Source organism: Paenibacillus allorhizoplanae (genome assembly GCF_927798215.1).
GTDB lineage: Bacteria > Bacillota > Bacilli > Paenibacillales > NBRC-103111 > Paenibacillus_E > Paenibacillus_E allorhizoplanae.
Genome location: NZ_CAKMMW010000025.1, coordinates 48114 through 69972, shown reverse-complemented (window position 1 = coordinate 69972; position 21859 = coordinate 48114). Strand labels below are relative to the sequence as shown.

Sequence of the window (21859 nt, the reverse complement as noted above, 5' to 3'; positions counted from 1 at the left end):
TAAAGAATGCAGGGAGCACGCCCCCTGCACCCCGTTACTCGCCGTAGCGCATCTACGTTTACTTCTGGAAGGAATGTTTATGCGCTATGTGTTCAGTTATTAAAATGACAAGATGGTGTCCATCTTTTCCCACAAGACGGGTCCCTGCTCGTTCTCCGACCAAGGGATAAAATGTGGCTTCATGGTCTCATGCCAATTATCTGGTGTAATCGGTGCAGGCCATTTCATTCGCGTCGCTCCGTGTTCGAACGCGGGCGCCGGACGCTCATGATAGGAGAAGATCAGTTCCTCATGCGCTCCAATGATATAAGTCGGATTAAAGCAGCTCGGTTTCTCCTCCTGCATAGCGTAATGATAGAAGATATAGCTGCTGTACTTCGACGGTTTCAATCTCGCAAGCATACCGACTCGCTCACGGCCGGATTGTAAACGATCTTCCCTCATTTCCGGCTCACCATCGTGGTAAATATCGAGCATCGGAACCGCATACCGCTGCAAGCCTTCAAAACCGCCCGGCCATGTCTCCAGCAACAGCTTGCACGTGGTTGGCCATTCCCACTCGCAGCCTTCGCCCGTCGTTTCAAAATAAAGAAATACACCGCTCCCTTTCGTAAAAATCGAGCAGCTCACTACACCTTGCCCCCGAAGTTGACTCTGCCAGCTTGCGGCTTCTTGGGCTAACGAGAGCGCGAAGCCCACTTCGCAGCCTTCCTTCACCTGCGCCCTATACATCCTTCTCATCATGTCAGTATCGGGTAGAATCGGCTGGCGTTGCCCGCGCGAATCATTCCCTTCTCCTCCTCTGCAAGATGATCAGGAAGCACTGCCTCGAACAAATTGATAACATCCATATAACCACCTGCCTGCAAGGCGACCGGCCAATCACTGCCGAACAATAGCCGGTCGCTGCCAAACAACTGAAGCAAATGATCGATGTAAGGCCGAAGCCTTTCAGGATGAAATCCGCCTGCCATCGTGATCATACCGGACAATTTAACCGCCACGCAGGGAAGGTGGGATAGCCGCTCCATGCCTGTTTGCCACGTTTCCATTCGCTGCTCCCGAATGTTCGGACAGCCCAGATGGTTGACGACCGCCTTTAGCAGCGGCAGCTCCTCTAAATACGACGCTACATCTGAAAGGTCATCAGGCTGTACGAGCAGATCCAGCGTGAGATCAGCCTCCAGCAAAGTGGTTAGGGCCAACCGCAGTTTGTTCTGGTCGGTCTCGGATCGTACAGAGCGAAATGCGCTGCCGCCAAGTCTGATACCGGTAAAGCGCGGGTTGGCCTTCAAGGACTCGAGCTCTTCGTGAAAAAGATCCGCGAACGGATCGAGTCCTCCTCCCACACCGGATATAATCGGCCAGGTCTGCGCCAGCTCCAACAGAAACGCAGCTTCCTCAGAACTAACGGCGGCCTGTATGGCTACAAGCCCCTTAACTCCGAAAGCGTCCAGCTCCGGAAGCAGCTGCTCTGGCAAATAGTCCTGATAGAGCAGCTCATTCTCGGGCTTCAACCAGCCGTAATCACCACGCGATGGCTTCCAAAAATGAACATGGCTGTCTATATACACGGTGCTTCGCCGTCCTCTCCCTTACGCCCTGTCAGCAGATCAGCAGCATAGGGGTTCGGCCAAGGCATCTCATAACTCGGTGAATTAACGTATCGCTTCATGCCGAGCTTCAGCCTAATGCCGGAGCCCTGCTTCAGATGAACTGCCAGCCATTTTCCTTTGAGCTCATCTAGCGAGCCTTGCGGGTGCCCATCTGAATCAATTCGCTGGGCATCAGTGAATTCGTGCTCACCAAAGCCCCCTGCCTGAATGACGACCTCTCGCTCGTCAAATAAGCTGGTATTACATAACTGCAGCGTAACGCTGTCCGTTGTAAGCGATTCCACTAAGGCTGATACGCCATGTGGAAGACCTGGCCGTTTCTCCTGCGAATCAAAGTAGCGCACTCTAGCATGCTGCAGGCCACCGTGTGAAATATGCATCGGTCCTCCCAGTGTCAGCTGTACAAGCGACTCGAAATAAATCGGGCACATTTCCTGCCAGATATGAATGTTAGAAAAGTCACCGTCTGCAAAGCCGCTTTTCCACCCGTGCGGATCGCCTTGATCCGAGCGCATTCGCTCGAGTTGTCGACCGACCAGCTCCATATTGGCGGCCAATATCCGCTTCGGATAATCTGGGTTTAGCCCTCGAATGTACTGGAACCAAGGCTCTGTATTGCCGATATAGTGCTTCGTTTCCCTTCCCGTCCGGCTGTCCCTTCCCGATACGACAGGCACAGTTATTTCATTCCAATCATGATCCTTCGGAATCCGCTCTAGCCGCTCTAAATCCTCTTCGGCCATGGACATCGTCCACAAATAGACCGGATACTTCGGCAGTGCCTTTCGCCAATCATACCAGCCATTATCCCCGTGCTTATTCGGCACGAGTATCTGGCCATTCTCTTCCCGCCGCAGCGCCCAGTTGGCATCCAGCTGAGAACGAGCAAGCTCAAGTTGGTTCATGTCTCCCGTAAGTAAAACGGCGTTCATACACGCGTTCGTCAGCGGCTCAATGATGGTCATAAAGCCGTGCGGCCATCTCCAGCCGTAGTAGCCTCCCCACCATTTGCCGTCATTGTACTCGCCGATTACATCGGACAAACCGACATTGTCGGGAATAATGCCTCCATTATTGCCAGTACGCTTTTCCCATGCTGCGAGATAATCGACCACCCAATCGCGATAGACGGCGTCGCCATTATGCATGAATGCATGCGCAACCAATCCGGTTGCATTCAAATTCAGCGGGACATCGCCCCGGTTCATTCGCTCATTCATCATCGCAATGAGCTTCTGATATACGTCATCGTTAGACCAAGGGCATTTGCCGCTCGCAAAATCAACACCTGGAATATCTTCATACGGTGCAGGATAATCGTCGAGAATGCTGCGATGCGTGACCCAATCCTCTTCCGACACCGTAAACCGCGGACCTTTACTTCCGTTCAATGGTGATCGGATAAGCTTCTGCTCTTTATCGTAATTCGGAGCATCCGGATCGTCTCCCATATACATGCTGGCAAAACGAACTGCTCTCTGCTTGTCCTTGCGCGTAACGGGTCCAGCCAGTCCGAGAAAGTAGAGAAACAAATAACCTTCGCCATGATGCATCCAATCATAGTAAGCATCAAATTCTCGGTGAATCTGCCCATACTCGGTCCATTGCCAAGTAATCCCTTCCCAAATCTTTCGCGATACTTCATGGAGCTCACGACTGCCCCCTAACACGTAAAGCAGCGCTAGATTCATGAACCCTTCATAGGGATCATCCGAACCGTCCATACCCGGCCATTCCTTCTGCCAAATCAAGCTTCCATCCGGCTGTGTGTAACGCTCCACAAACTCCTTCGCCGCCTGATTCAGCGTAGCAAATAACCACTGTTCCTGCAGCGCCCACTCTGGTGCAACCATTCGCTCTTCCGCTACAATCCTTGGCATCATGCTTCCTTGTGTGTTCATTTCGATTCCTCCTTCTCCGCTGGAAATAAACTTTTGCCCTGAAATAAGGCATATACCCGTTGCAGCTCCTCTGGATCCAGTCCCTGCCCATCGCAAAATGCCAAGTTCGTGCGCAGCACATCCGATGTGGCAGCTCCCGTCAAGGTAACGTGAATACCCGGATGCGATAGGCTGAAACGCATGGCTGGCTCAACGAGACCATGTGGCTCTGTTTTACGCAAAAACTTGAGGTGCTCCATCCGATTCGCAGCCTCCTCGATGAGGTTCGGCCTCAAAAAGGGCGCCGGTGTATCGGCAAGCAGGCCGAGTCCGAGCACGCTGCCGTTGATAACACCGATTTCCTGCTCTGCTGCGAGCGGGAGAAGTTCGTCCTTCGCTGTATGATCAATCAGCATATATCTCGCATAAAACTGGATGCTGTCAAAGCGATTTAGCCGGACATAACGCTCCAGAAGTGATAATATCCTTGTCGAAACACCGATATATCGAATCTTTCCTTCTTCCCTCAGCGTCTCCAGGGCAGGAAGTGTCTCGTTCACAATCGTTTCATACGGAACCTGCTCCACATCGTGAATTTGCAGCAGATCAATCCAATCCGTTTGAAGCCGTTCCAAACTATGCTCAACGGAGCGAATCGTATTCGCATAATCGAACGATTCTCCCGGTCCTACTGCCTTCGATGCCAACACGACCTCGTTTCTTCTGCCGCCGTTCAGCGCCTTGCCGATTCGGCGTTCCGACTCACCTCTGCCGTAGCTCGGTGCCGTGTCGATAAAATTAATGCCGTTATCCAACGCCTCATGGATCATCTTCTCGACGTCGCGTTCATCCGCAGGTCCAAAAACCCCTCCAAGGGGTGCACCGCCAAGCCCGAGTTTCGATACACGAAGTCCGGTGCGGCCGAATGTAGTATACTCCATTTCCATCCCTCCTACTGTAAATTGTAGTGTTCATCCTTTATAATCAAAATAGCCAGAGTTCCCCATCTTATGGCATATCTTCTCTACTTGAGGAAGAGGCGAAAGCAGGCATGGAATTTATTTATACGGAACCGATCGGATTAACCGATCTGGCAGTGCTCGAGGTTGGCACAGAAAATTGCCTGCCTGACATGTCGTTCGGGCCTAGCGTAAGAGATATGTACATCCTTCATTACATTCACAGCGGATACGGCACTTACTCCACAGGAGGCCGTACGGAAACGCTTGGCCCTGGTGAGCTGTTCCTCGTTATGCCGGACACCGTCCACTCGTATCGTGCTGATCCAGATGAGCCTTGGCACTACTCGTGGTTCGGCTTTGTCGGGACGTTGGCCCCTCGTCTGGTCGAACTGGCCGGATTTTCTGTCCTGTCACCTGTTCGGACAGCTGACTCGTCACTGTCCGTTGAATCGCTTTTTGACAATTTAATGAGCCTGCGCAAGGAACCGGCCAAGGAGCTCCTACTGACCGCTCTGCTATATCAGATATTCGGAACGCTAGCCATACCGGACGATGCGCCCCCGCTAAGAGCTGATGTCGGACACCATATACGCAATGCCGTTTCCTTTATGAACACCCGTTATGCCGATCGCATCAGTCTAAACGAAATCGCTGACTATGTAGGGTTGGATACCAAATACCTATGCCGTCTTTTCCAGCAGCGCCTATCCATGTCACCCTATCGATATTTGACCGATGTTCGGATGAGAAAAGCTTGCCGCCTTCTCCGCAGGCAGCTTCTCGGGATCGCCGAAATTGCCCAATCTGTGGGCTACCAAGACCCCCTGATGTTTTCGCGAATGTTTAAACGGACCATTGGTCTTTCACCAACAGCATACAGGGAAAAGGCCAAACTGGAGAGTGGAACTACTTCCTATGAAACTTCTTGATTATTCCTATAAATGTAAATAAGCCTATCGATGATAGGCTTCAAATGATATAATAACTCTCGTACAACTGAACTTGGGTGGTTGGCATCCTCCGGAAAGGAGGTAATGCCTATGTCATTTTCATTTCATGAGTTAATGCTGTTCGGGATGTTTATTCTCGCACTTTTAACCTATGTGAAAAGAAAATAACCCCACTCAGGTTAGCGCCAAGGGTAGGGTTATTCATTTCCGGTATGTCACTCGGAGTGTATCCATCCAAGTGTTGTGCAGGGGACGGACTGGGAATCCGTCTCTTTTGTTATTTTTACTCTAACACACTCTATTCATACCCGCAATTAATTATTATTTACATCTTACGTTTTTTTGAACAATTAATCAAAATCGTAGCGCTCCTCTTTCCAGGGATCTCCATACATATGATAGCCATTCCGCTCCCAGAAGCCTGGCTTATCCTTCGCCATGAACTCGATGCCTCGCAGCCATTTGGCGCTTTTCCAGAAATACAGATGCGGAACCACCATCCTTACAGGTGCTCCATGCTCAGGTGTCAGCAACACGCCATTATGTCGGATGCCTAGGAACGACGTCTCCAACAGGAAATCTTCCAGTGGAAGATTTGTCGTCCACCCATGCTCCGCATGCAGCATCACATGAGTTGCTTCTGGTTTCAACTTCACCTTGCTCATGAGCTCTGAGACGGCAATGCCTTCCCATACATTGTCCAGCTTGGACCATGTCGTGACACAATGTATATCGTTTGCAAATTCCTTGCGCGGAAATGCCATAAAATCCTTGTACGAAATGGTGAACTCTTCTTCCACCAAACCGAACAAACGCAAATCCCATTTGCTCATGTCGTTGTAGTAGGGCACGGACCCATAGTGCAGCACAGGCCAGCCTTGTGTCAGCGTTTGCCCAGGAGGAACACGATCATTCGGATCCTGTGGCAGCTTTTGCCCAAATTGCATGGAAAAAACCTCCATCCATTCTACTTGCGTCGAAATCGAAATAACTTAGTCGTTACCGATATAGGAGCCGTATTCCGCAGCGCTCAGTAAGCCTTCCAATGCTTCCGGTCCTGAGATTTCAACCTCAACCATCCAGCCTTCACCGAAAGAGGCATTATTAACTAGCTCTGGCGAGCCTTCCAATGTGCTGTTCACAGCCGTTACTTTGCCTGATACCGGGCAGAAAATATCCGAAACCGTTTTGACCGATTCCACACTCCCAATGCTCTCATTCGCTGTTACAGAAGCGCCAACTTTCGGAAGCTCTACGAATACAATATCTCCCAATTGATCTTGTGCAAAATCGGTAATCCCTATGCGAACCACCGTATCCGATAGCTTTTCTACCCACTCGTGCTCTTTGGTGTATAACAAATTGGCTTGTACGTTACTCATCAGTCCACGCCTCACTTACTTACAAATTTTGCTTTTAGCTTAATCTACTGTGAACATCAAAGTCAAGACGGCTGTCCCAGAAGCTGTGAAAGGACCATGCAGAACCTCCCCTGACCCTCTAGATCAAAAGTTATTGTTGACAATACACACCAATTTAGACACATAATGAAGTTAAGTAGGCTAATTAAATATTGGCGAATGAGGATATAGGGAGAGACTGCCGAGCACGATGGCGGCGCCGAAGGAGTAAGCCCAAGCGGTGAATCTCTCAGGCAAAAGGACCTGTATCGGACGCGACTCTGGAGAGCTTCGAGCACTCGTTAAACACGGGAATTCGGACACCCAAGGGGAAACTTAACGGTGGAATGCATAGATTCTTCCGTTCTAGGCAACTCTCAGGTATAAAGGACAGGGGCAAAAGGTATGTTTGTGTTGCATACCTTTTGCTCCTTTTTGTGTTTCCGAAATATAACCAACGGTAAATAAGCGAATGAAAGTGAGGTTATTTGCATGCTGAAACGAACACCGCTCTTCCCGATTTACGCGGAATATGGCGCGCGAATCATTGATTTTGGCGGCTGGGAGCTGCCCGTACAGTTCACTGGCATTCAAAAGGAGCACGATGCTGTCAGGGGGCAGGCGGGGCTTTTTGATGTATCGCATATGGGCGAAGTACGTATTCAGGGCCCGGATGCTTTCGCATTTTTACAACGTGTTACGACGAATGATGTGTCCAAACTGGTGGAAGGCCAGTGCCAGTACAGCCTCCTATGCTACCCGAATGGCGGTGTGGTTGATGATCTGCTCGTTTACAAGTACTGCGACGATGATTACATGCTCGTTATCAATGCCTCCAATATTGAGAAAGATATCGCTTGGCTGCAGCAGCACCTGACAGGTCAGGTCCAGCTGAGCGACATTTCGGATGAGACTGCCTTGCTGGCATTGCAAGGTCCGAAGGCTTTACACATTTTAGCTACATTGACCGATGCACCGATTCACACATTGAAGACCTTCCATTTCCTCTCTGATGTGAAAGTTGCCGGAATAACAACATTGCTCTCCCGCACCGGTTACACAGGTGAAGATGGCTTTGAACTGTATGTCGATCCAAAGGATGCCATCACATTGTGGCGGACACTGCTTGAAGCTGGTGAGGAACATGGGCTCATTCCGACAGGTTTAGGAGCTAGAGATACGCTGCGATTCGAAGCCCGACTCCCCCTTTACGGGCAGGAGCTCTCCTCGGAGATTTCGCCGCTGGAGGCGGGACTTTCCTTTTTTGTCAAGCTGGATAAAGGTGATTTCATAGGGCGGGATGCCCTGCTCGAGCAAAAAACAAACGGAGTGCCCCGTAAGCTTGTTGGCATTGAAATGCAAGAACGCGGCATTCCGCGTCCACATTATGCCGTATACGCCGAAGGTAAACAGATTGGTGAGGTAACAACAGGTACGCAGTCTCCGACGTACAAAACGAATGTCGGCTTAGCTCTGATTGATGCCGCGTATAGCGCCCTAGGTACGGAAGTCTTTGTAGAGATTAGAGGCGCGCAAGTGAAAGCTTCAGTCGTTACTACCCCTTTTCATAAAAAGAAATAATTCCCGAATCCGGGTTGGAAGGAGCATCCTTTGACATGAAACATCGTTATTTACCTATTACGGAGCAGGATCAAAAGGAAATGTTGGAAACCATCGGCATCTCCTCCATGGAAGAGATGTTTAGCGATATCCCGCAGCAGGTGCGATTTCAGGGTGAACTGCAAGTGGGGAATGCCCTCAGTGAGCAGGGATTACTCCGATATATGCGCGAATTGGCAGGGCGCAACGCGGATTTCCAGCGCTACGCCAGCTTCCTCGGCGCTGGCATCTACGATCATCACCTGCCAGTGGTGATCAATCATGTCATCTCGCGGTCTGAGTTCTATACCGCGTACACGCCTTACCAACCGGAGATTAGCCAGGGGGAATTGCAGGCGATTTTTGAATTTCAGTCGTACATCTGTGAGCTCACCGGCATGGCCGTTGCGAACGCCTCGATGTACGATGGCGCAACCGCGCTGGCCGAAGCCGGCGCGCTAGCCAGCGGCGCGACGAAGCGCAGCCGTCTGCTCGTATCCCGCGCGGTGCACCCAGAGGCGCGCGCTGTCTTGCGCACGTCCGCCCGCGGGCTCAACTTGGACGTCGTCGAGATCGCGGTTACACCCGAAGGTGTAACCGATCTGGACGATCTCGCGTCCAAGCTCGAGAGCGACGCTGCCGCCGTCATCCTCCAATCGCCGAATTTCTTCGGCTGCTTGGAGGATATCGCGGCTGTGGAGCCGCTCGCGCACGGCGCGGGCGCACTGCTCGTCGTGAGCGCGAATCCGCTCACGCTCGGGCTGCTCGAAGCGCCAGGCAAGCTCGGCGCTGACATCGTCGTCGGCGATTGCCAGCCACTCGGCATCCCAGCTGCGCTGGGAGGGCCGAGCTGCGGCTACTTCGCCGTCGCGGAGAGCTGGATGCGCCGCATGCCGGGGCGCATCGTGGGCCAAACCGTGGACCGCGACGGCAAGCGCGGCTTCGTGCTTACGCTGCAAGCGCGGGAGCAGCATATACGACGTGAGAAAGCCACGTCGAACATCTGCTCCAACCAGGCGCTTCTCGCGCTTTGCGCATCCGTGTACTTGTCCACGATGGGCAAACAAGGCATACAGGACGTTGGTACACTCAACGTCCAGAAGGCTCATTACGCGGCGAATCGCCTTGCCGCGTCAGACCTGGAGCTGCCGTTCACAGGCAGCTACTTCAATGAATTCGCCGTTAAGCTGCCGGACGGCACGAACATCGAGGAGCTGAATCGTCAGCTCCTTCACAAGGGCTTCATCGGTGGCTACGATCTCGGCCGCGACTATCCAGAGCTAGCCGGCCATATGTTAATCGCCGTCACCGAGCAACGAACACGCGAAGATATCGATGCCTTCGCAGCTGCATTGGAGGAACTCGTATGAACAACGAAAAAGCCCTTATTTTCGAAATGAGCCATCCTGGACGCGTCGCGTATTCCTTACCTGAATCGGATGTTCCCGACGTGAATATCGATGAACTGCTTCCTGCCAAGTTTCGGCGGCAGCTCGAACCTGACCTGCCCGAAGTATATGAAGTCGATGTCATCCGCCACTACACGGCGCTTTCTCGCCGCAACTTTGGCGTAGATAATGGTTTCTATCCGCTAGGCTCGTGTACGATGAAATATAATCCCAAAATCAACGAAGACGTCGCCCGCTTCCCCGGCTTCGCCCATATTCACCCGTATCAACCGGAAGAATCGATACAGGGTGCGATGGAGCTCTTGTACAATCTTCAGCATGATCTCGAAGCGATCACTGGCATGGATCGTGTAACCTTGCAGCCTGCGGCTGGCGCACATGGTGAATGGACGGGGCTCATGATGATTCGTGCTTATCACGAAAGCCGCGGCGAGCATCGTACCAAGGTCATTTGTCCAGATTCGGCGCATGGCACGAATCCAGCCAGTGCAACGGTTGCTGGGTTCCAAACCGTAACGATCAAGTCTGATGATCGCGGCCTCGTGAACCTCGACGAATTACGCCGTGCCGTCGGTTCAGATACGGCTGCGCTCATGCTCACGAACCCGAACACACTCGGTTTGTTCGAAGAACAAATCGTCGAGATCGCCGAAATCGTGCATGCCGCAGGCGGACTACTTTACTATGATGGCGCGAACGCGAATGCCATTATGGGCATTACGCGACCAGGGGACATGGGCTTCGATGTCGTCCATCTCAACCTGCATAAAACCATGAGCACACCGCACGGAGGCGGCGGCCCAGGCGCTGGCCCTGTCGGCGTTAAAGAGCGGCTGATTCCTTTTCTGCCGACGCCGCTCGTAGCCAAGCGCGAGGATAACAGCTTCTATTTCGACTACAACTATCCGCAGTCCATCGGTCGCGTCAAAGGCTACTACGGTAACTTCGGCATCCTTGTCCGTGCCTACACGTATATTCGTACGCTGGGTCCCGAGGGCTTGCGCAAAGTATCCGAATACGCTGTGTTTAACGCCAACTATATGCTAGCTCGGTTAACGCCGTATTTCGACGTACCGCATCCCCGCTTCTGTAAGCATGAATTCGTGCTATCTGGGAATCGCCAGAAGAAGCTGGGCGTACGTACACTCGATATCGCCAAAAGATTGCTCGACTTCGGCTACCACCCGCCAACGATCTACTTCCCGCTCAGCGTGGAAGAATGCATCATGATCGAGCCGACGGAAACGGAAAGCAAGCAAACGCTAGATAGCTTTATCGATACGATGATCGCCATTGCCAAAGAAGCAGAAGAGAATCCAGAGTTGGTTAAAAATGCCCCATACACAACTGTTGTCAGTCGGATGGATGAGGCGCTGGCTGCTCGGAAGCCGGTTCTGAACTGTACCTGCGGGTAACACGCACATCAAACTTACGCGACAATACGTGAAAAGGCTGAACCCTAAAGTAGAATGCTACTTTAGGGTTCAGCCTTTATTTTGTGTTATGACCTCATTCTAAGATTAACTCCTAATTTCACTGAGATGACCATTTCACAATCAACGAATTTGCATCTGCAAGAAAGATAGATTTTACTCCGCTGTTATCCATATCTTTCCCTATTTCTGCTTTATTCAGGTGTTTCACAAAGTCCTCCATATGCTTAGCAGCCTGATCAGGTCGATTCATCTCCAGTTTATGCTGCGCCTGCTTGAGGGCGTTGCTCAACTGCGATGTTAATGATTGACTTAAAGAAGTACTATAGCGAGAAAGCAGCTGATCCATGGCTTCAATGCTGGTTGTCACATGGATTTGGACATTTTTAAGCAATTTATTCCCTGCAACATCTTCAAGCATGATAGATACATAATTACTTCCAACTTTTCCCGCTAAATCGAAAAGTACGCTTGAGCCCCGTGTCAGATCTAACGCATAGACCGAACCGCTAACCGTGATCTGTGCAGAGGCTAATCCAGATAGATTATCGGATACTTGGAAAGTTAGAGGCAGATGATCATCAAAGGAGTCTCCCTCCCTTAACTCATTGCCATTGATCAAAAACTTATAGCTAGGCAGTGTTACATCAACATGCACAGTCTGCTGTTTCACTTCTTCCACATTGCCTGCTTTATCCACGGAGTGGTACTGGATTGAATAAGAACCGTCCTGCGGTAGTGTAAACGGTCCCGAATACTCCGTCCAATTCGTCGAATCACCAAGTGTGTATTCCGTTCTGGCCACTCCAGATAACTCATCGGCAGCAAGTAACGATACGACATTCGACGTGTACCAGCCCCTGTTAGCCGCTCCTGCCATAGCAAATTCGGTAACTGGCTTCGTTTGATCTAAAAGGATCGAGACTGAATCTGACATTGGCGATTCGACAGATACGCTGGTAGATGTAACCTTATAGTAATAACGTACTGCAGGATCAACTCCACTGTCCGTGAAGCTTGCTGCCCCTCCCTGATAAATAGGCGCATAGGTGCCACCCGCACTGGTTGATCTGTACAGTGTATAGGAGGTTGCCCCGATCGCTTTGTTCCAGGAAAGCTCCGCAGAATGGGATGTTGTCGAATCAACCTGAAGTCCCCTTAAAGGATCATGTGTCTGTGTTTGATCAACAATCATCAGCCAGTTGATCAACGGATCCTGTGAGGCTGTATTTCTCACCGTAACCGTGATCGTGCCATCCGTCACATCAACAGAATTTCCATAGACAGTATTGGAAATATAAGTGATCGCATTCTTTTTAACCCCATTGATATATAAGTCAGCTTTCCTAGAGGCATTATTCCATATATCGTTGAAGCCTGTGTACACGGTGTAGGAACCATTTTTCACATTGAACTTGTAGGTCAGGTCCGTACCCGCAGGGGAATTACTAATATTGCCGCCATTCAGATATCGGAGTGTTGAGAAAATATCTCCACTAGCTGAACCTGCTGAATTCGAATTCGTTCCGACATAGCCCCAAGGAGCTGGATCGGCAGTGTTATACGCCTGTTCAACTACGTCCTTATTAACAAGTGTATCTTGAAGGTATGAGGTTAACAGGCTGTAATCACTTGTCGCATAACCACCGCTGTTTACGAAATAGATGGTCTTATCAGGAACGGCGTACATTTTAAACCGCAACGCTTTATTATTAAACTGTGGAAGAACAGCTTGTAAGGTATACACACCTGGAAGTGCAAATGTATTCGCCGTTATTGGCTGTGAATTGACTGACCATGTTACTGCGGTTGTCGTTGCAACCGTTGCACCACTTGGGCGTACTTCTACCTGAGTCGGTAAATTCAGTACTGATCCCGTAGCAACAACTTCAGGCAATTTCAGATTAATGTCCATTTTCCCCATACTGTTCAATACTTCTTTATTCCAAGTGCTATACCATCTGATCGAGATATCCGCACCTTGCCCAAATTCAATGGGCAGCCAAATATATTTGGCACCGCCATTTGTCGTAAACTGTCCGCCATTCCAATCATCCCCCACATAAATGAATTTTCCTTTCGCGGGGTCAACTGGGATCACAAATGTCGATTGCGATTTAAATGCTGTCATCGGGTCTGGATCTGATGTCGATGTCCTTACAAATGGATTCACCGGCGCCCCCCAAGGACCAAACATAGAATCTGCCACACTGAATTTATTCTCATTCGGAGACCATCCAGTTGCACCGGAAGTGATCATGTAGTATTTTCCATTAGTTTTAAAAATAGCTGGAGCTTCACGCTGAGTACCTGGAAATACTCTTATATAATCTGAGCCGTAAACAGCCTTATAGCTAGTATCGCGGACAGGTTTGCCGTTAGCATCTACATGGCCATCTGTGTGCCAGCCAGTCACGTCAGAGTAATCATCCAACAGCTTGGAAATATAGATCGTTAAGTTTTCTTCACTGGAATAGATGAGATATCCCGTACCATCATCATCTTTAAACAAATTCATATCGCGTGCCATACCAGGGTTACCAGGCTGATAATCGATCTGCCCCGCTGGTGCTTGATCCATGCGGTAGCTCTTCTGGTAGATAAACGGCCCTAAAGGTGAATCACTTATGGCATAACCAGCTTGCGCTTTGCCATAGTTCGCGTTGTTATTATACGGATCTTTATCTCCATCAATATGAGCCCACATAACATATTTTTTTGTTTTATCATTATAGATCACTTTGGGTCTCTCAATAATTCGGCCCATTCGAATATCTGCCCATATGTTTAACGTATCCGTTCTACCGGCATAGAGCGTGGAAATATAAGGATCGTTCGTAAAATCGTCCATCGATTTGACCATCGTCAGTGCCATACCTTCATCTGTCCAATTATACAGATCCGTAGAAGAGTAAACTCTCACTCCAGCTGCAGGCCAAGCGCCTTTATGGTATTCACCGTACCAATAATATTTCAGCGTTTTCTGATCATACATGATACCTGCTCCATGGGCATCAATGGGGTTACCACTGATATCTGACCAGACCGTACCAGGTGTAAAAGCCGTTCTCACTGTCCCTACACCAAGCGGATCGGATAAGGCTGATGTGACCCCATCTATGACGGCAACTATTTTATAAAAGTATCCTGTGCCTTGCGTTAGGCCTGTATCGATATACACCGTATTCGGACCGCTGTACATTTGACTATACGTTCCAGTCGCACTTGAGGATCTGCTTATTTGGTATGTTACGGTTGTTCCTTGCACAATGTCCCAGGCTAGTGCAGCTGTTGTATCTGTAACTGATGTTGCTTGGAAATTTCCAGGGGCATCATAGCGATAAGTAGAAGCCTCTACAGATGCTGCTGGAGATTCACCAATCGAGTTATAAGCTTTGATTTGATACTTATATGCTGTGTTAGGATTTAAACCTGCATCTACGTAGTTTAAGGCTGTCCCATCATATACCTGAGTGAATGTGTTCCCCGCATCAGCAGATCGATACACCCGATATCCAGTTGCCTTAACTGCCGCTGTCCAACTCAAATTAATTTTCGAGGCATTTACGGCTGTTGCAGTCTGTCCCGTAGGTGCTGCTGGTGGTGCTGGCGTAGTCCGCACACTTATTTCGGAGGACCATTGCGATTCCGTCAGTCCGCCATAGAGAAAGGCTACTTTATAATAATACGCGGTATCTGAAAGCAACCCCGTATCCATAAAGTTGTTGGTTGTGTTATTAGATATAAAGGTGTAACCGCTATTTGCCGTCGTTGAACGATAAATATTGTAACTAGTTGCCCCGTCTACTTGCGGCCAATTCAGGGATATCGTGGAGCTGGTTTGAGAGTTGGATTGAACCCCTGAAGTGTTGACAGCCGGTGCGTCTGTTACTTTCACATCATCCAAATAAATGGCTTGCCATTTATTCCGAATGCCGATTTTCCCACTTGGAAATGTGGTGTCGGTCTCATCAAAAATTAGTTTATCAACGCCATTGTTAACGATATAGCATCTAATGGAATTACCGACCGTAACCATTTTTAGCGTATACCACGTGTTTTTGTTCATGGGATAACTGAAGCTTCTTATCGTTGTATCCGTTCCGTTGATTCTTTTGGAAAGAACCAAGCCAGTAGTCGTTTGCATTTGGAAATAATAAAAATTTCTATAGTCCTGAACTCGCGCCAGAATACCCGGGTAAGCTCCACCGGCACCTGTATAGAAACGCATAGTAACAGTAGCATTCGTCCATGCAGCATCTCCTGCGGTAATAATCCCTTCACCAGCGTCCGTCTGATTTAACATTTTATTACTGGCATCTGTGGGGTCCGCATTCACTCTCCATGTTCCTGAGGTTGCCGTCCATACAGGATTAGTCGTATAATCGCCGTCCGAGAAATCATCCTGCAAATAGGTCGTGGGTAGCGCAGGAGCCGCTGAAGCTTCTGGTTGTTTGGTGAGATTAAGAGATGTAATGGCTATCAACAGCAGAAACCATCCTAACAGTTTGTGCTTTCTATGCATCATGCTCCGTCTCCTTTTGTTGTTGAGATGAGGTGGGTTGAGTGATGAGTACTGTAACCTCCCGTACATCGAATTTCGCTTAGCGATTTCATCACCTCTGTCTATATGGTAGAACCATAACCCACATCTGTGTAGTCTACATACCGTCTAACACTGAACAATCCTTCCTTTCGCAGCATGAACAAAAACAACTTATATGAACTCTCGCGTCTTCCAGCTGCTTGTAAACTTGGATTCTATCAATCATTGGAATTTTTTGTATGTTCTGAAAAATGAAAAAACCCCCATCTTGTCTGAACAAGATGAGGGCTTCAAGATTAGATTAAGGTCCGGAACCCGGTGCAAGTCCCCTCACACCGACAGCTTCTCCACCAGCTCGTGCGAAGCCAGCACCCGATCCCCGCGAATGCCACAAGCATTCGGATTATCCAGCGAATCCAAGAAATGCTGGACGACACCAGCGAAGCCTCTACGCTCCAGCACGGTGTCCCAGCTGCCGAAGGTCCGCAGGCGCGGAGCGGCATTTTTATCATAAAAGACCGCTGACTCCAAATTCGTTACCTCGACGGATCTTCCACTGCCGTGCAGCTCCACCTTTTCCAAATCAACACCAGCGAGTCTGACCATACTGTAGGAGCCTATCGCGGAACCAAAGCCCAGCGTTCCTGAGGCATGCAGCAGCTTGCCGCTATCATCCACTTGTTGATGGGAGGCCATCACTTCGTAAGAGCTTTCTCCTAACCAAAGTAACGTGTCCAGCATATGGATCAAATCGTCATACAGCGTTTCTTTGGCACTGTGTCCTTGCAGCTTGGTACGATGTTTGACGGCTGAAGCCACATCGAATCCGCCCGCTTCCTGCAACCACGTCTTCGCTTCGATATATAGAGGTGCGTAGCGACGGTTGAAGCCCGCAGCAAGCAGCACACCTTTGCGCTCCGCATAGGAAGCCATTTCCACGGACTCTGCCCACGTGTACGAAAGCGGCTTATCTACATAGACTGCAACGCCATGCGCCATACATGTCATCGCAATATCATAATGCGTCGACGTCGGACTATGCACGAAAACAGCATCCAATCCAAGCGCTAACAATTCGTCCAATTGTGTCGTCCCGAACGGCACTCTGTACTTCGACTTCATGCGCTCCACAGTCGCTGGTGTAGAGCTCATAATCCCTACAAGATCTACTTGTTCATTGACGGAAAGAAGCGGTAAGTATACTTTTTGTGCAATATCGCCTAAGCCGATGAGGCCAATTCTTTTTTTTGACATGCTAAACACCACTCCTTATTTCTGTTCGTAATACATAACGTCCTACCCACAAGCCAAGTATGAGCAAGATAGCGCCAACTACCGTGGATACGCCATACACCTGCACCCACTCAGGTTGATCCACAATTAGGGCATAAATCTTCCCACCTGCAACAGGTCCCAAGAAAGCTGCGAAACCTGTGATCGCCGAATACGTCGCAATATACATCGGACGCTCACTCTTTGGAGTATCCCCGATTGTAAAAGCGAATACCATTTGATTGAAGCCTCCCAAACCAATCCCGAGCACAATATGAACCAAGAACAGCACAACAACAGCTGGAATGAAAGCGATAGTTCCCCATAATAAACACGCTAACGCAATGATCGGTAATGACCATAATAACAAGGTTTGGGCCGAGAATCGTGCATTCAAATTTCCCCATACATAATAGCTAGCCATCATGACTAAGGTATGTACCACTGTAATATAGGAAACAGTTCCGTAGGAAATGTTCATCAACTTCAGCATGACATAGGAGAAAAGAGGCACGGTCAATCCTTGCACGAAGAGGAAGGCGGCCAGGAAAATAATCGCTTTGAGAAACGCGCGATCCATTAATGGCTTCTGGAGCATACCAACTGGATTGGATGCCGTTGAAGGCTCAAAAGGTGGATTCGGGTACAAAAAGTAAGCAATTACGTTAAGAACCACACAAACACTTACGATCATAAAAATGTAATTGAATCCCTGCTCACCCGGGTACTTATCGAGAATCTGACCACCTACGAATAGCGCCAGCGAGCTCACGCCACCCAGAATGGTATTACGCAGTCCAAAATAACGTCCACGAATCGGTCCAGGTACCGCATCACTGATCAGTGAGGTCCACACAATCCCCCCAGCCGCATTCCCTAGATGCGCAGCCGTGTACAGAATCATATAGGTAATCACCCAATACTCTTGCGGCAAGACAAAAGGAATTATACCGACACAAGACCATAACACACGATGGGTAGATCCGAAAATAATCAGCATCCGCTTCCGATTTCGGAATTTCTGCATAACGACTGCCATCGCAATTTGCACGATATTGACGACTGTTGTGATCGCTAGAATAAGTCCGATCTCGGTCGAGCTTGCACCTAAGTAAATTAAGTAACCGGTTAGGAACGGTCCGCCAAGCAGTTGGAAAATAATAACAGCAGGAAAACCCTCAAATGTCGCAACGAGTAAGCTTTTCCGGTAGGTGGACATTTTTTTCTTCGGTTTGCGCGTGTTCGGATCGAATAATTTCATAGGCATAAATCTCCTTTTGTCGGTCTAGCAAGGTTAGCAGGATCTAATAGTTTACAACCTATGGGTTGCTTATGTTAAAATAGGAGAGACTACCTAATCTATCATGTCAGGCGGGATCATCGTAACCTTATGAAACCTAAATATTGGGGTTTGCTGGCAACTTTGTTGCTCTTTTTGATTTTCATTGTACTCTCTATGAAATTTGAGTCAACTACTTATTTGTATGTCGCTAGTGTTTGCCCGATTCTTATCGTTCCTTTTTTACCTGATATTCGCTCGAATCAATATATTAAGCCCAAAGGGAACGGCGCTGTACGCCTCATTTCAATGGAAAACAAGGACAGCGGTGATACTGATTTTCTCGTGATCCTTTTTGAACCTGGTTATATCAAATGGAATGGCGGCAAGCTTTTCTTCAATCTAGCAGATAACATGAAAGATGTGTATGTAAAGCCAGATCCATTTGCGGCAACGCTTACTGTACTCAAATACGACCTATTCAAGCATCGCCGTAAGAAGAATTGGATCGGCATTTCCTTAGATCAGCTTGAACAGCGCACCAAACAGCTCTCTTATACAACCAATGAAGTGAACCGTCTAATTATTCGCACTTCGGATATTCAAGAATTACTGCAAACCAACTTTAAACAACCTGCCTCTGTGGGGCAACAGGTTGGCGCCTAATAGCCACAAAACATAAAATCACCCAACACTTGAGACTCAGCCTACATGCAATAAGCAGATAGGAGTCTCAGACGTGGGTGATTTTTCATTTGAAAAAGATTAAGTGAGCTGCTCGCTGCACAAATAGGCAGCTAACGTACGAACCATAACACCGGTTGCCCCTTTGGGCTCGATGCCTTTGGCCGACCAAAGCCAAGCAGTGCCACCGGTATCCAAATGGATCCACGGCGTTTCCTCGGCAAAGTATCCGATAAACAGACCAGCCGTAATTGCACCTGCCCAGCGGTCGGAGGAGGTAGCATTTTTGATATCCGCTACATCACTTTTCAGCATCGCACGGTATTCGGGATAGTTCGGAAGCTGCCATACTTTCTCACCAGCAGCTCCTGCTGCTTGCAGAAATGGCTTAATGAATTCATCGTCATTCGTTACAGCCCCTGTTGCGATATCTGCAAAGGAGATCAAAATTGCGCCCGTTAATGTCGCTACGTCGATCAGTCGGTTCGCCCCTTGCGCTTTCGCGTAAGTGATTCCCTCTGCCAAAATAATACGACCCTCCGCATCAGTATTCAGCACCTCCACGGAATGCCCGCTGAGCATCTTGACGATATCCCCTGGGCGGTACGCGGTGCCAGACGTCATATTCTCTGCTGCGGGAATGACCACAACCAGATTCACCTTCGGTTTCAATTGACCGACAACGTGTAGAGCACCAAGCAGTGTGGCGGCTCCGCCCATGTCACTGATCATTTCTTCCATGCCGTCGGGCTTTTTCATCGAGATACCGCCGGTATCGAAGGTAACGCCCTTGCCGACGAGGCCCAGCACGTCGGCGCTATCTGGATCACCCGTGTAACGCAGGGTGATCATGCGGGGCGGGTGGACGCTGCCCGCGCCCACCGCTGTGAGGCCGCCCATCCCGCGGGCGGCGATCTCGTGCTCATCCAGCACTTCTATGGCGAAGCCATAGTGCTGGGCTATACGGATGGCTTCCTCTGCGAGGGAAGCCGGCACAAGCTTGTTGCCCGGGAGGTTCGTGAGATCCCGGGCATAGTTCGTACCCTCCGCAACCGCCTCTGCGGCTGCGATCGCACTTGCCAGAAGCGCTGCATCCGCAGCCGCTTCTGTGAGCAACACCGCCTGGCGCAGCTCCGCGCGCGCAGGCTCGTTTTTGCGGTACGACGCGATGCGGTACGTACCGAGAAGCAGCCCTTCGGTCAGCGCCGAGGCGGCTGACCGGCTGTCAAACCCGCTTGGCAGCTTCAGCGCCAAGCGTTCGAACTGCAGCGCAAGCATCTTGCGCGCTGCAAAGACCGCGGCTGCGCGCAGCGTATCGCGCGTGGCTGCGGGGCCGAGCCCCGCAACCAGCACGTACGCGTACGGCAGCAGCCCGTGGGTCGGCAGCGCCTCGAGCTCGCCTGAGGCGCCCGTGAATAGGCCCTTTGCGCGCATGCGCTCAAGGGCCTGGTCGAGCTGCGGCTGGCCGAGGACGCCGTCCTGGCGCAGCTCCGCTTCTGTGAGGCAGACGAGAATCGCGTCTGCCCCTGTTGTGTTATCTAGCAACGAGGTGTAAACCCCTGTTGTAACGTTCGTTATTTTTGTAAACATAGGAAGTTGTCCCTACCCTCATCTATATTTCTACTCTTACTTTATTCTTCCCACTAATCGCTCTCATCGTTATTCCTGTTTTTTGTATCTTGATTCCTATTCTGGTTGCCCCCGCCAATTCGCCTGGACTGAGGAGCATTAGTCATGCAGCATCATTCCGAAGTCCCAGATAGCAGCCACTAACTCCCCCCTAATAAAACGAAGCAGCCTTCTGCACAACCGAAGACATCGGTAGTTGGTATGGACACTTTGCTTCACATAGTGGGACCACTTTACAAGGATCATGGTCCGCACAGCTAGTTATTTTTTCCTGATGCCGCTTGAAAAATCCATCCCCCTTCGGCAGCAAGCCGAATTTCTCCCTGAACTTACTCGCGATCATGACGTCAGGGATCGGGATTTCCAGTGGACAAGAGCAATAATTACAACGTCTGCAATCGTGCTCACCTAACTCAAGTGCAAGCTGTTCTAGTTCACGGCGTTCCTCTGGGCCAACTTCTTTTCGCTGCGCCTCCAAATTCTCTTGCACTTCCTTGACGCTGACCATCCCTGAAATGGTCACATGCACATCTTGGCTATACGGATAGCGGATCGCCCGATCCACTGGTTGTATGAATCCACCTGATAAAGGCTTCATCGCTACCCGCATCAAATCCATCTCAGCTGCTTTGGGAATTAGCTCATCCAAGGCGAAGGGCTGTGCCAAGTTCAAATGAAATAATATTTGTGAGAATTGCCCTTTCGCAATCCATTTAACAAGTAGATCTGGACGATGTCCGGAAATGCCGATAAATCGCACTTTCCCCTCTCGCTGAGCCTCTAATGCTGCCTCGTAGGCGCCACCGACTTCCATCGCTTTCTTGTATTCCGTTACATTATTCACATAGTGAATTTGTAGTAAATCAACATGATCGGTCTTCATACGTACCAGGCTTCGCTCAATTTCCGCTTTCGCAGTAGCATAATCGCGTGCTCCCGTTTTCGTTGCCAAGAAATAATCCTGTCTTCGATGCGAGATACACTCCCCGATAATTTCTTCGCTGTTCCTATAAGCTGCCGCAGTATCTATGTAATTAATGCCATGATCCAAAGCATAATTAAGCGCTTCTCTCGCTTGTTCCAAGGGTACGCTAGGCAAATTCATGGCGCCAAACCCTAATGACGAAACTTTATAGCCTGACTTCCCAAACGTTGAATATTTCAACCTTATTCCCCCTCAGGTTTGCTGGTTCATTTTCA

At 49.6% G+C, this 21859-nt stretch carries 16 protein-coding genes and 1 riboswitch; of the genes, 5 read left to right on the top strand and 11 right to left on the bottom strand.

Translation table 11 applies throughout. From position 1 onward, the window contains the following. Positions 1-99 precede the first annotated feature (99 nt). The 4 genes from L6I86_RS29060 to L6I86_RS29045 are packed head-to-tail and all read right to left on the bottom strand — an operon-like array spanning position 100 to position 4437. Positions 100-741: a hypothetical protein gene (locus L6I86_RS29060; RefSeq protein ID WP_236291938.1), complete on the bottom strand. Its 642-nt coding sequence runs from the start codon at positions 739-741 to the stop codon at positions 100-102. Beyond that, the gene (locus L6I86_RS29055; protein WP_236291937.1) at positions 741-1574 is read right to left on the bottom strand and encodes an amidohydrolase family protein; all 834 of its coding nucleotides are present in this window, start codon (positions 1572-1574) and stop codon (positions 741-743) included. Before L6I86_RS29055 ends, L6I86_RS29060 begins: the two co-directional genes overlap by 1 nt. After that, complete coding sequence (locus L6I86_RS29050) at positions 1565-3517, bottom strand: DUF8034 domain-containing protein (RefSeq protein WP_236291936.1); 1953 nt, start codon at positions 3515-3517, stop codon at positions 1565-1567. The genes L6I86_RS29055 and L6I86_RS29050 overlap by 10 nt, the downstream gene beginning before the upstream one ends. Continuing rightward, positions 3514-4437: an aldo/keto reductase gene (locus L6I86_RS29045; protein ID WP_236291935.1), complete on the bottom strand. Its 924-nt coding sequence runs from the start codon at positions 4435-4437 to the stop codon at positions 3514-3516. Before L6I86_RS29045 ends, L6I86_RS29050 begins: the two co-directional genes overlap by 4 nt. Positions 4438-4547: 110 nt before the next feature. On the opposite strand from L6I86_RS29045, the gene L6I86_RS29040 reads away from it, so the two are divergent. Next, positions 4548-5387 (top strand): AraC family transcriptional regulator, encoded by an 840-nt coding sequence (locus L6I86_RS29040; RefSeq protein WP_236291934.1) that lies wholly within the window; start codon positions 4548-4550, stop codon positions 5385-5387. 371 nt (positions 5388-5758) lie between these two features. Here the strand turns inward: L6I86_RS29040 and L6I86_RS29035 are convergent, their stop codons facing one another. Further along, positions 5759-6355 (bottom strand): sulfite oxidase-like oxidoreductase, encoded by a 597-nt coding sequence (locus L6I86_RS29035; RefSeq protein ID WP_236291933.1) that lies wholly within the window; start codon positions 6353-6355, stop codon positions 5759-5761. Positions 6356-6400: 45 nt separating this feature from the next. Beyond that, on the bottom strand, positions 6401-6790 hold the full coding sequence (gene gcvH / locus L6I86_RS29030; RefSeq protein ID WP_056609175.1) for a glycine cleavage system protein GcvH: 390 nt from the start codon (positions 6788-6790) through the stop codon (positions 6401-6403). 198 nt (positions 6791-6988) lie between these two features. Beyond that, positions 6989-7084, top strand: a riboswitch (glycine riboswitch). 210 nt (positions 7085-7294) lie between these two features. Here gcvH and gcvT point away from each other — a divergent pair. From gcvT to gcvPB, 3 genes are read left to right on the top strand one after another with little or no spacing between them, the layout of a single operon-like run. Beyond that, entirely contained in the window at positions 7295-8389 is a 1095-nt protein-coding gene (gene gcvT / locus L6I86_RS29025; RefSeq protein ID WP_236291978.1) for a glycine cleavage system aminomethyltransferase GcvT, read from the top strand. 35 nt (positions 8390-8424) lie between these two features. Continuing rightward, on the top strand, positions 8425-9777 hold the full coding sequence (gcvPA, locus tag L6I86_RS29020) for an aminomethyl-transferring glycine dehydrogenase subunit GcvPA (RefSeq protein WP_236291932.1): 1353 nt from the start codon (positions 8425-8427) through the stop codon (positions 9775-9777). After that, on the top strand, positions 9774-11231 hold the full coding sequence (gcvPB, locus tag L6I86_RS29015; protein WP_236291931.1) for an aminomethyl-transferring glycine dehydrogenase subunit GcvPB: 1458 nt from the start codon (positions 9774-9776) through the stop codon (positions 11229-11231). The genes gcvPA and gcvPB overlap by 4 nt, the downstream gene beginning before the upstream one ends. Positions 11232-11349: 118 nt before the next feature. On the opposite strand, the gene L6I86_RS29010 is transcribed toward gcvPB, so the two are convergent. The 3 genes from L6I86_RS29010 to L6I86_RS29000 form a co-directional block, all read right to left on the bottom strand. Then, complete coding sequence (locus tag L6I86_RS29010) at positions 11350-15774, bottom strand: OmpL47-type beta-barrel domain-containing protein (protein WP_236291930.1); 4425 nt, start codon at positions 15772-15774, stop codon at positions 11350-11352. Positions 15775-16125: 351 nt separating this feature from the next. Beyond that, on the bottom strand, positions 16126-17049 hold the full coding sequence (locus L6I86_RS29005; RefSeq protein ID WP_236291929.1) for a Gfo/Idh/MocA family protein: 924 nt from the start codon (positions 17047-17049) through the stop codon (positions 16126-16128). A gap of 1 nt (position 17050) precedes the next feature. Next, positions 17051-18328 (bottom strand): MFS transporter, encoded by a 1278-nt coding sequence (locus tag L6I86_RS29000; protein WP_236291928.1) that lies wholly within the window; start codon positions 18326-18328, stop codon positions 17051-17053. Positions 18329-18523: 195 nt separating this feature from the next. On the opposite strand from L6I86_RS29000, the gene L6I86_RS28995 reads away from it, so the two are divergent. After that, on the top strand, positions 18524-19012 hold the full coding sequence (locus L6I86_RS28995) for a hypothetical protein (protein ID WP_236291927.1): 489 nt from the start codon (positions 18524-18526) through the stop codon (positions 19010-19012). Between the two features lie 99 nt (positions 19013-19111). Here L6I86_RS28995 and L6I86_RS28990 read toward each other — a convergent pair whose 3' ends face one another. Then, positions 19112-20620, bottom strand: coding sequence for a leucyl aminopeptidase (locus tag L6I86_RS28990; protein WP_236291926.1), 1509 nt, complete (start codon positions 20618-20620; stop codon positions 19112-19114). A 190-nt stretch (positions 20621-20810) separates the two neighbouring features. Beyond that, on the bottom strand, positions 20811-21824 hold the full coding sequence (locus L6I86_RS28985; protein WP_236291925.1) for an aldo/keto reductase: 1014 nt from the start codon (positions 21822-21824) through the stop codon (positions 20811-20813). Between the last annotated feature and the right edge of the window lie 35 nt (positions 21825-21859).

Excerpts from the sequence above, each read along its gene's own strand:
- L6I86_RS29060 (WP_236291938.1), bottom strand. The coding sequence starts at position 741 with ATGAGAAGGATGTATAGGGCGCAGGTGAAGGAAGGCTGCGAAGTGGGC.
- L6I86_RS29050 (WP_236291936.1), bottom strand. The coding sequence starts at position 3,517 with ATGAACACACAAGGAAGCATGATGCCAAGGATTGTAGCGGAAGAGCGA.
- L6I86_RS29045 (WP_236291935.1), bottom strand. The coding sequence starts at position 4,437 with ATGGAGTATACTACATTCGGCCGCACCGGACTTCGTGTATCGAAACTC.
- L6I86_RS29040 (WP_236291934.1), top strand. The coding sequence starts at position 4,548 with ATGGAATTTATTTATACGGAACCGATCGGATTAACCGATCTGGCAGTG.
- L6I86_RS29035 (WP_236291933.1), bottom strand. The coding sequence starts at position 6,355 with ATGCAATTTGGGCAAAAGCTGCCACAGGATCCGAATGATCGTGTTCCT.
- gcvH (WP_056609175.1), bottom strand. The coding sequence starts at position 6,790 with ATGAGTAACGTACAAGCCAATTTGTTATACACCAAAGAGCACGAGTGG.
- gcvPA (WP_236291932.1), top strand. The coding sequence starts at position 8,425 with ATGAAACATCGTTATTTACCTATTACGGAGCAGGATCAAAAGGAAATG.
- gcvPB (WP_236291931.1), top strand. The coding sequence starts at position 9,774 with ATGAACAACGAAAAAGCCCTTATTTTCGAAATGAGCCATCCTGGACGC.
- L6I86_RS29010 (WP_236291930.1), bottom strand. The coding sequence starts at position 15,774 with ATGCATAGAAAGCACAAACTGTTAGGATGGTTTCTGCTGTTGATAGCC.
- L6I86_RS29005 (WP_236291929.1), bottom strand. The coding sequence starts at position 17,049 with ATGTCAAAAAAAAGAATTGGCCTCATCGGCTTAGGCGATATTGCACAA.
- L6I86_RS29000 (WP_236291928.1), bottom strand. The coding sequence starts at position 18,328 with ATGAAATTATTCGATCCGAACACGCGCAAACCGAAGAAAAAAATGTCC.
- L6I86_RS28995 (WP_236291927.1), top strand. The coding sequence starts at position 18,524 with ATGAAATTTGAGTCAACTACTTATTTGTATGTCGCTAGTGTTTGCCCG.
- L6I86_RS28990 (WP_236291926.1), bottom strand. The coding sequence starts at position 20,620 with ATGTTTACAAAAATAACGAACGTTACAACAGGGGTTTACACCTCGTTG.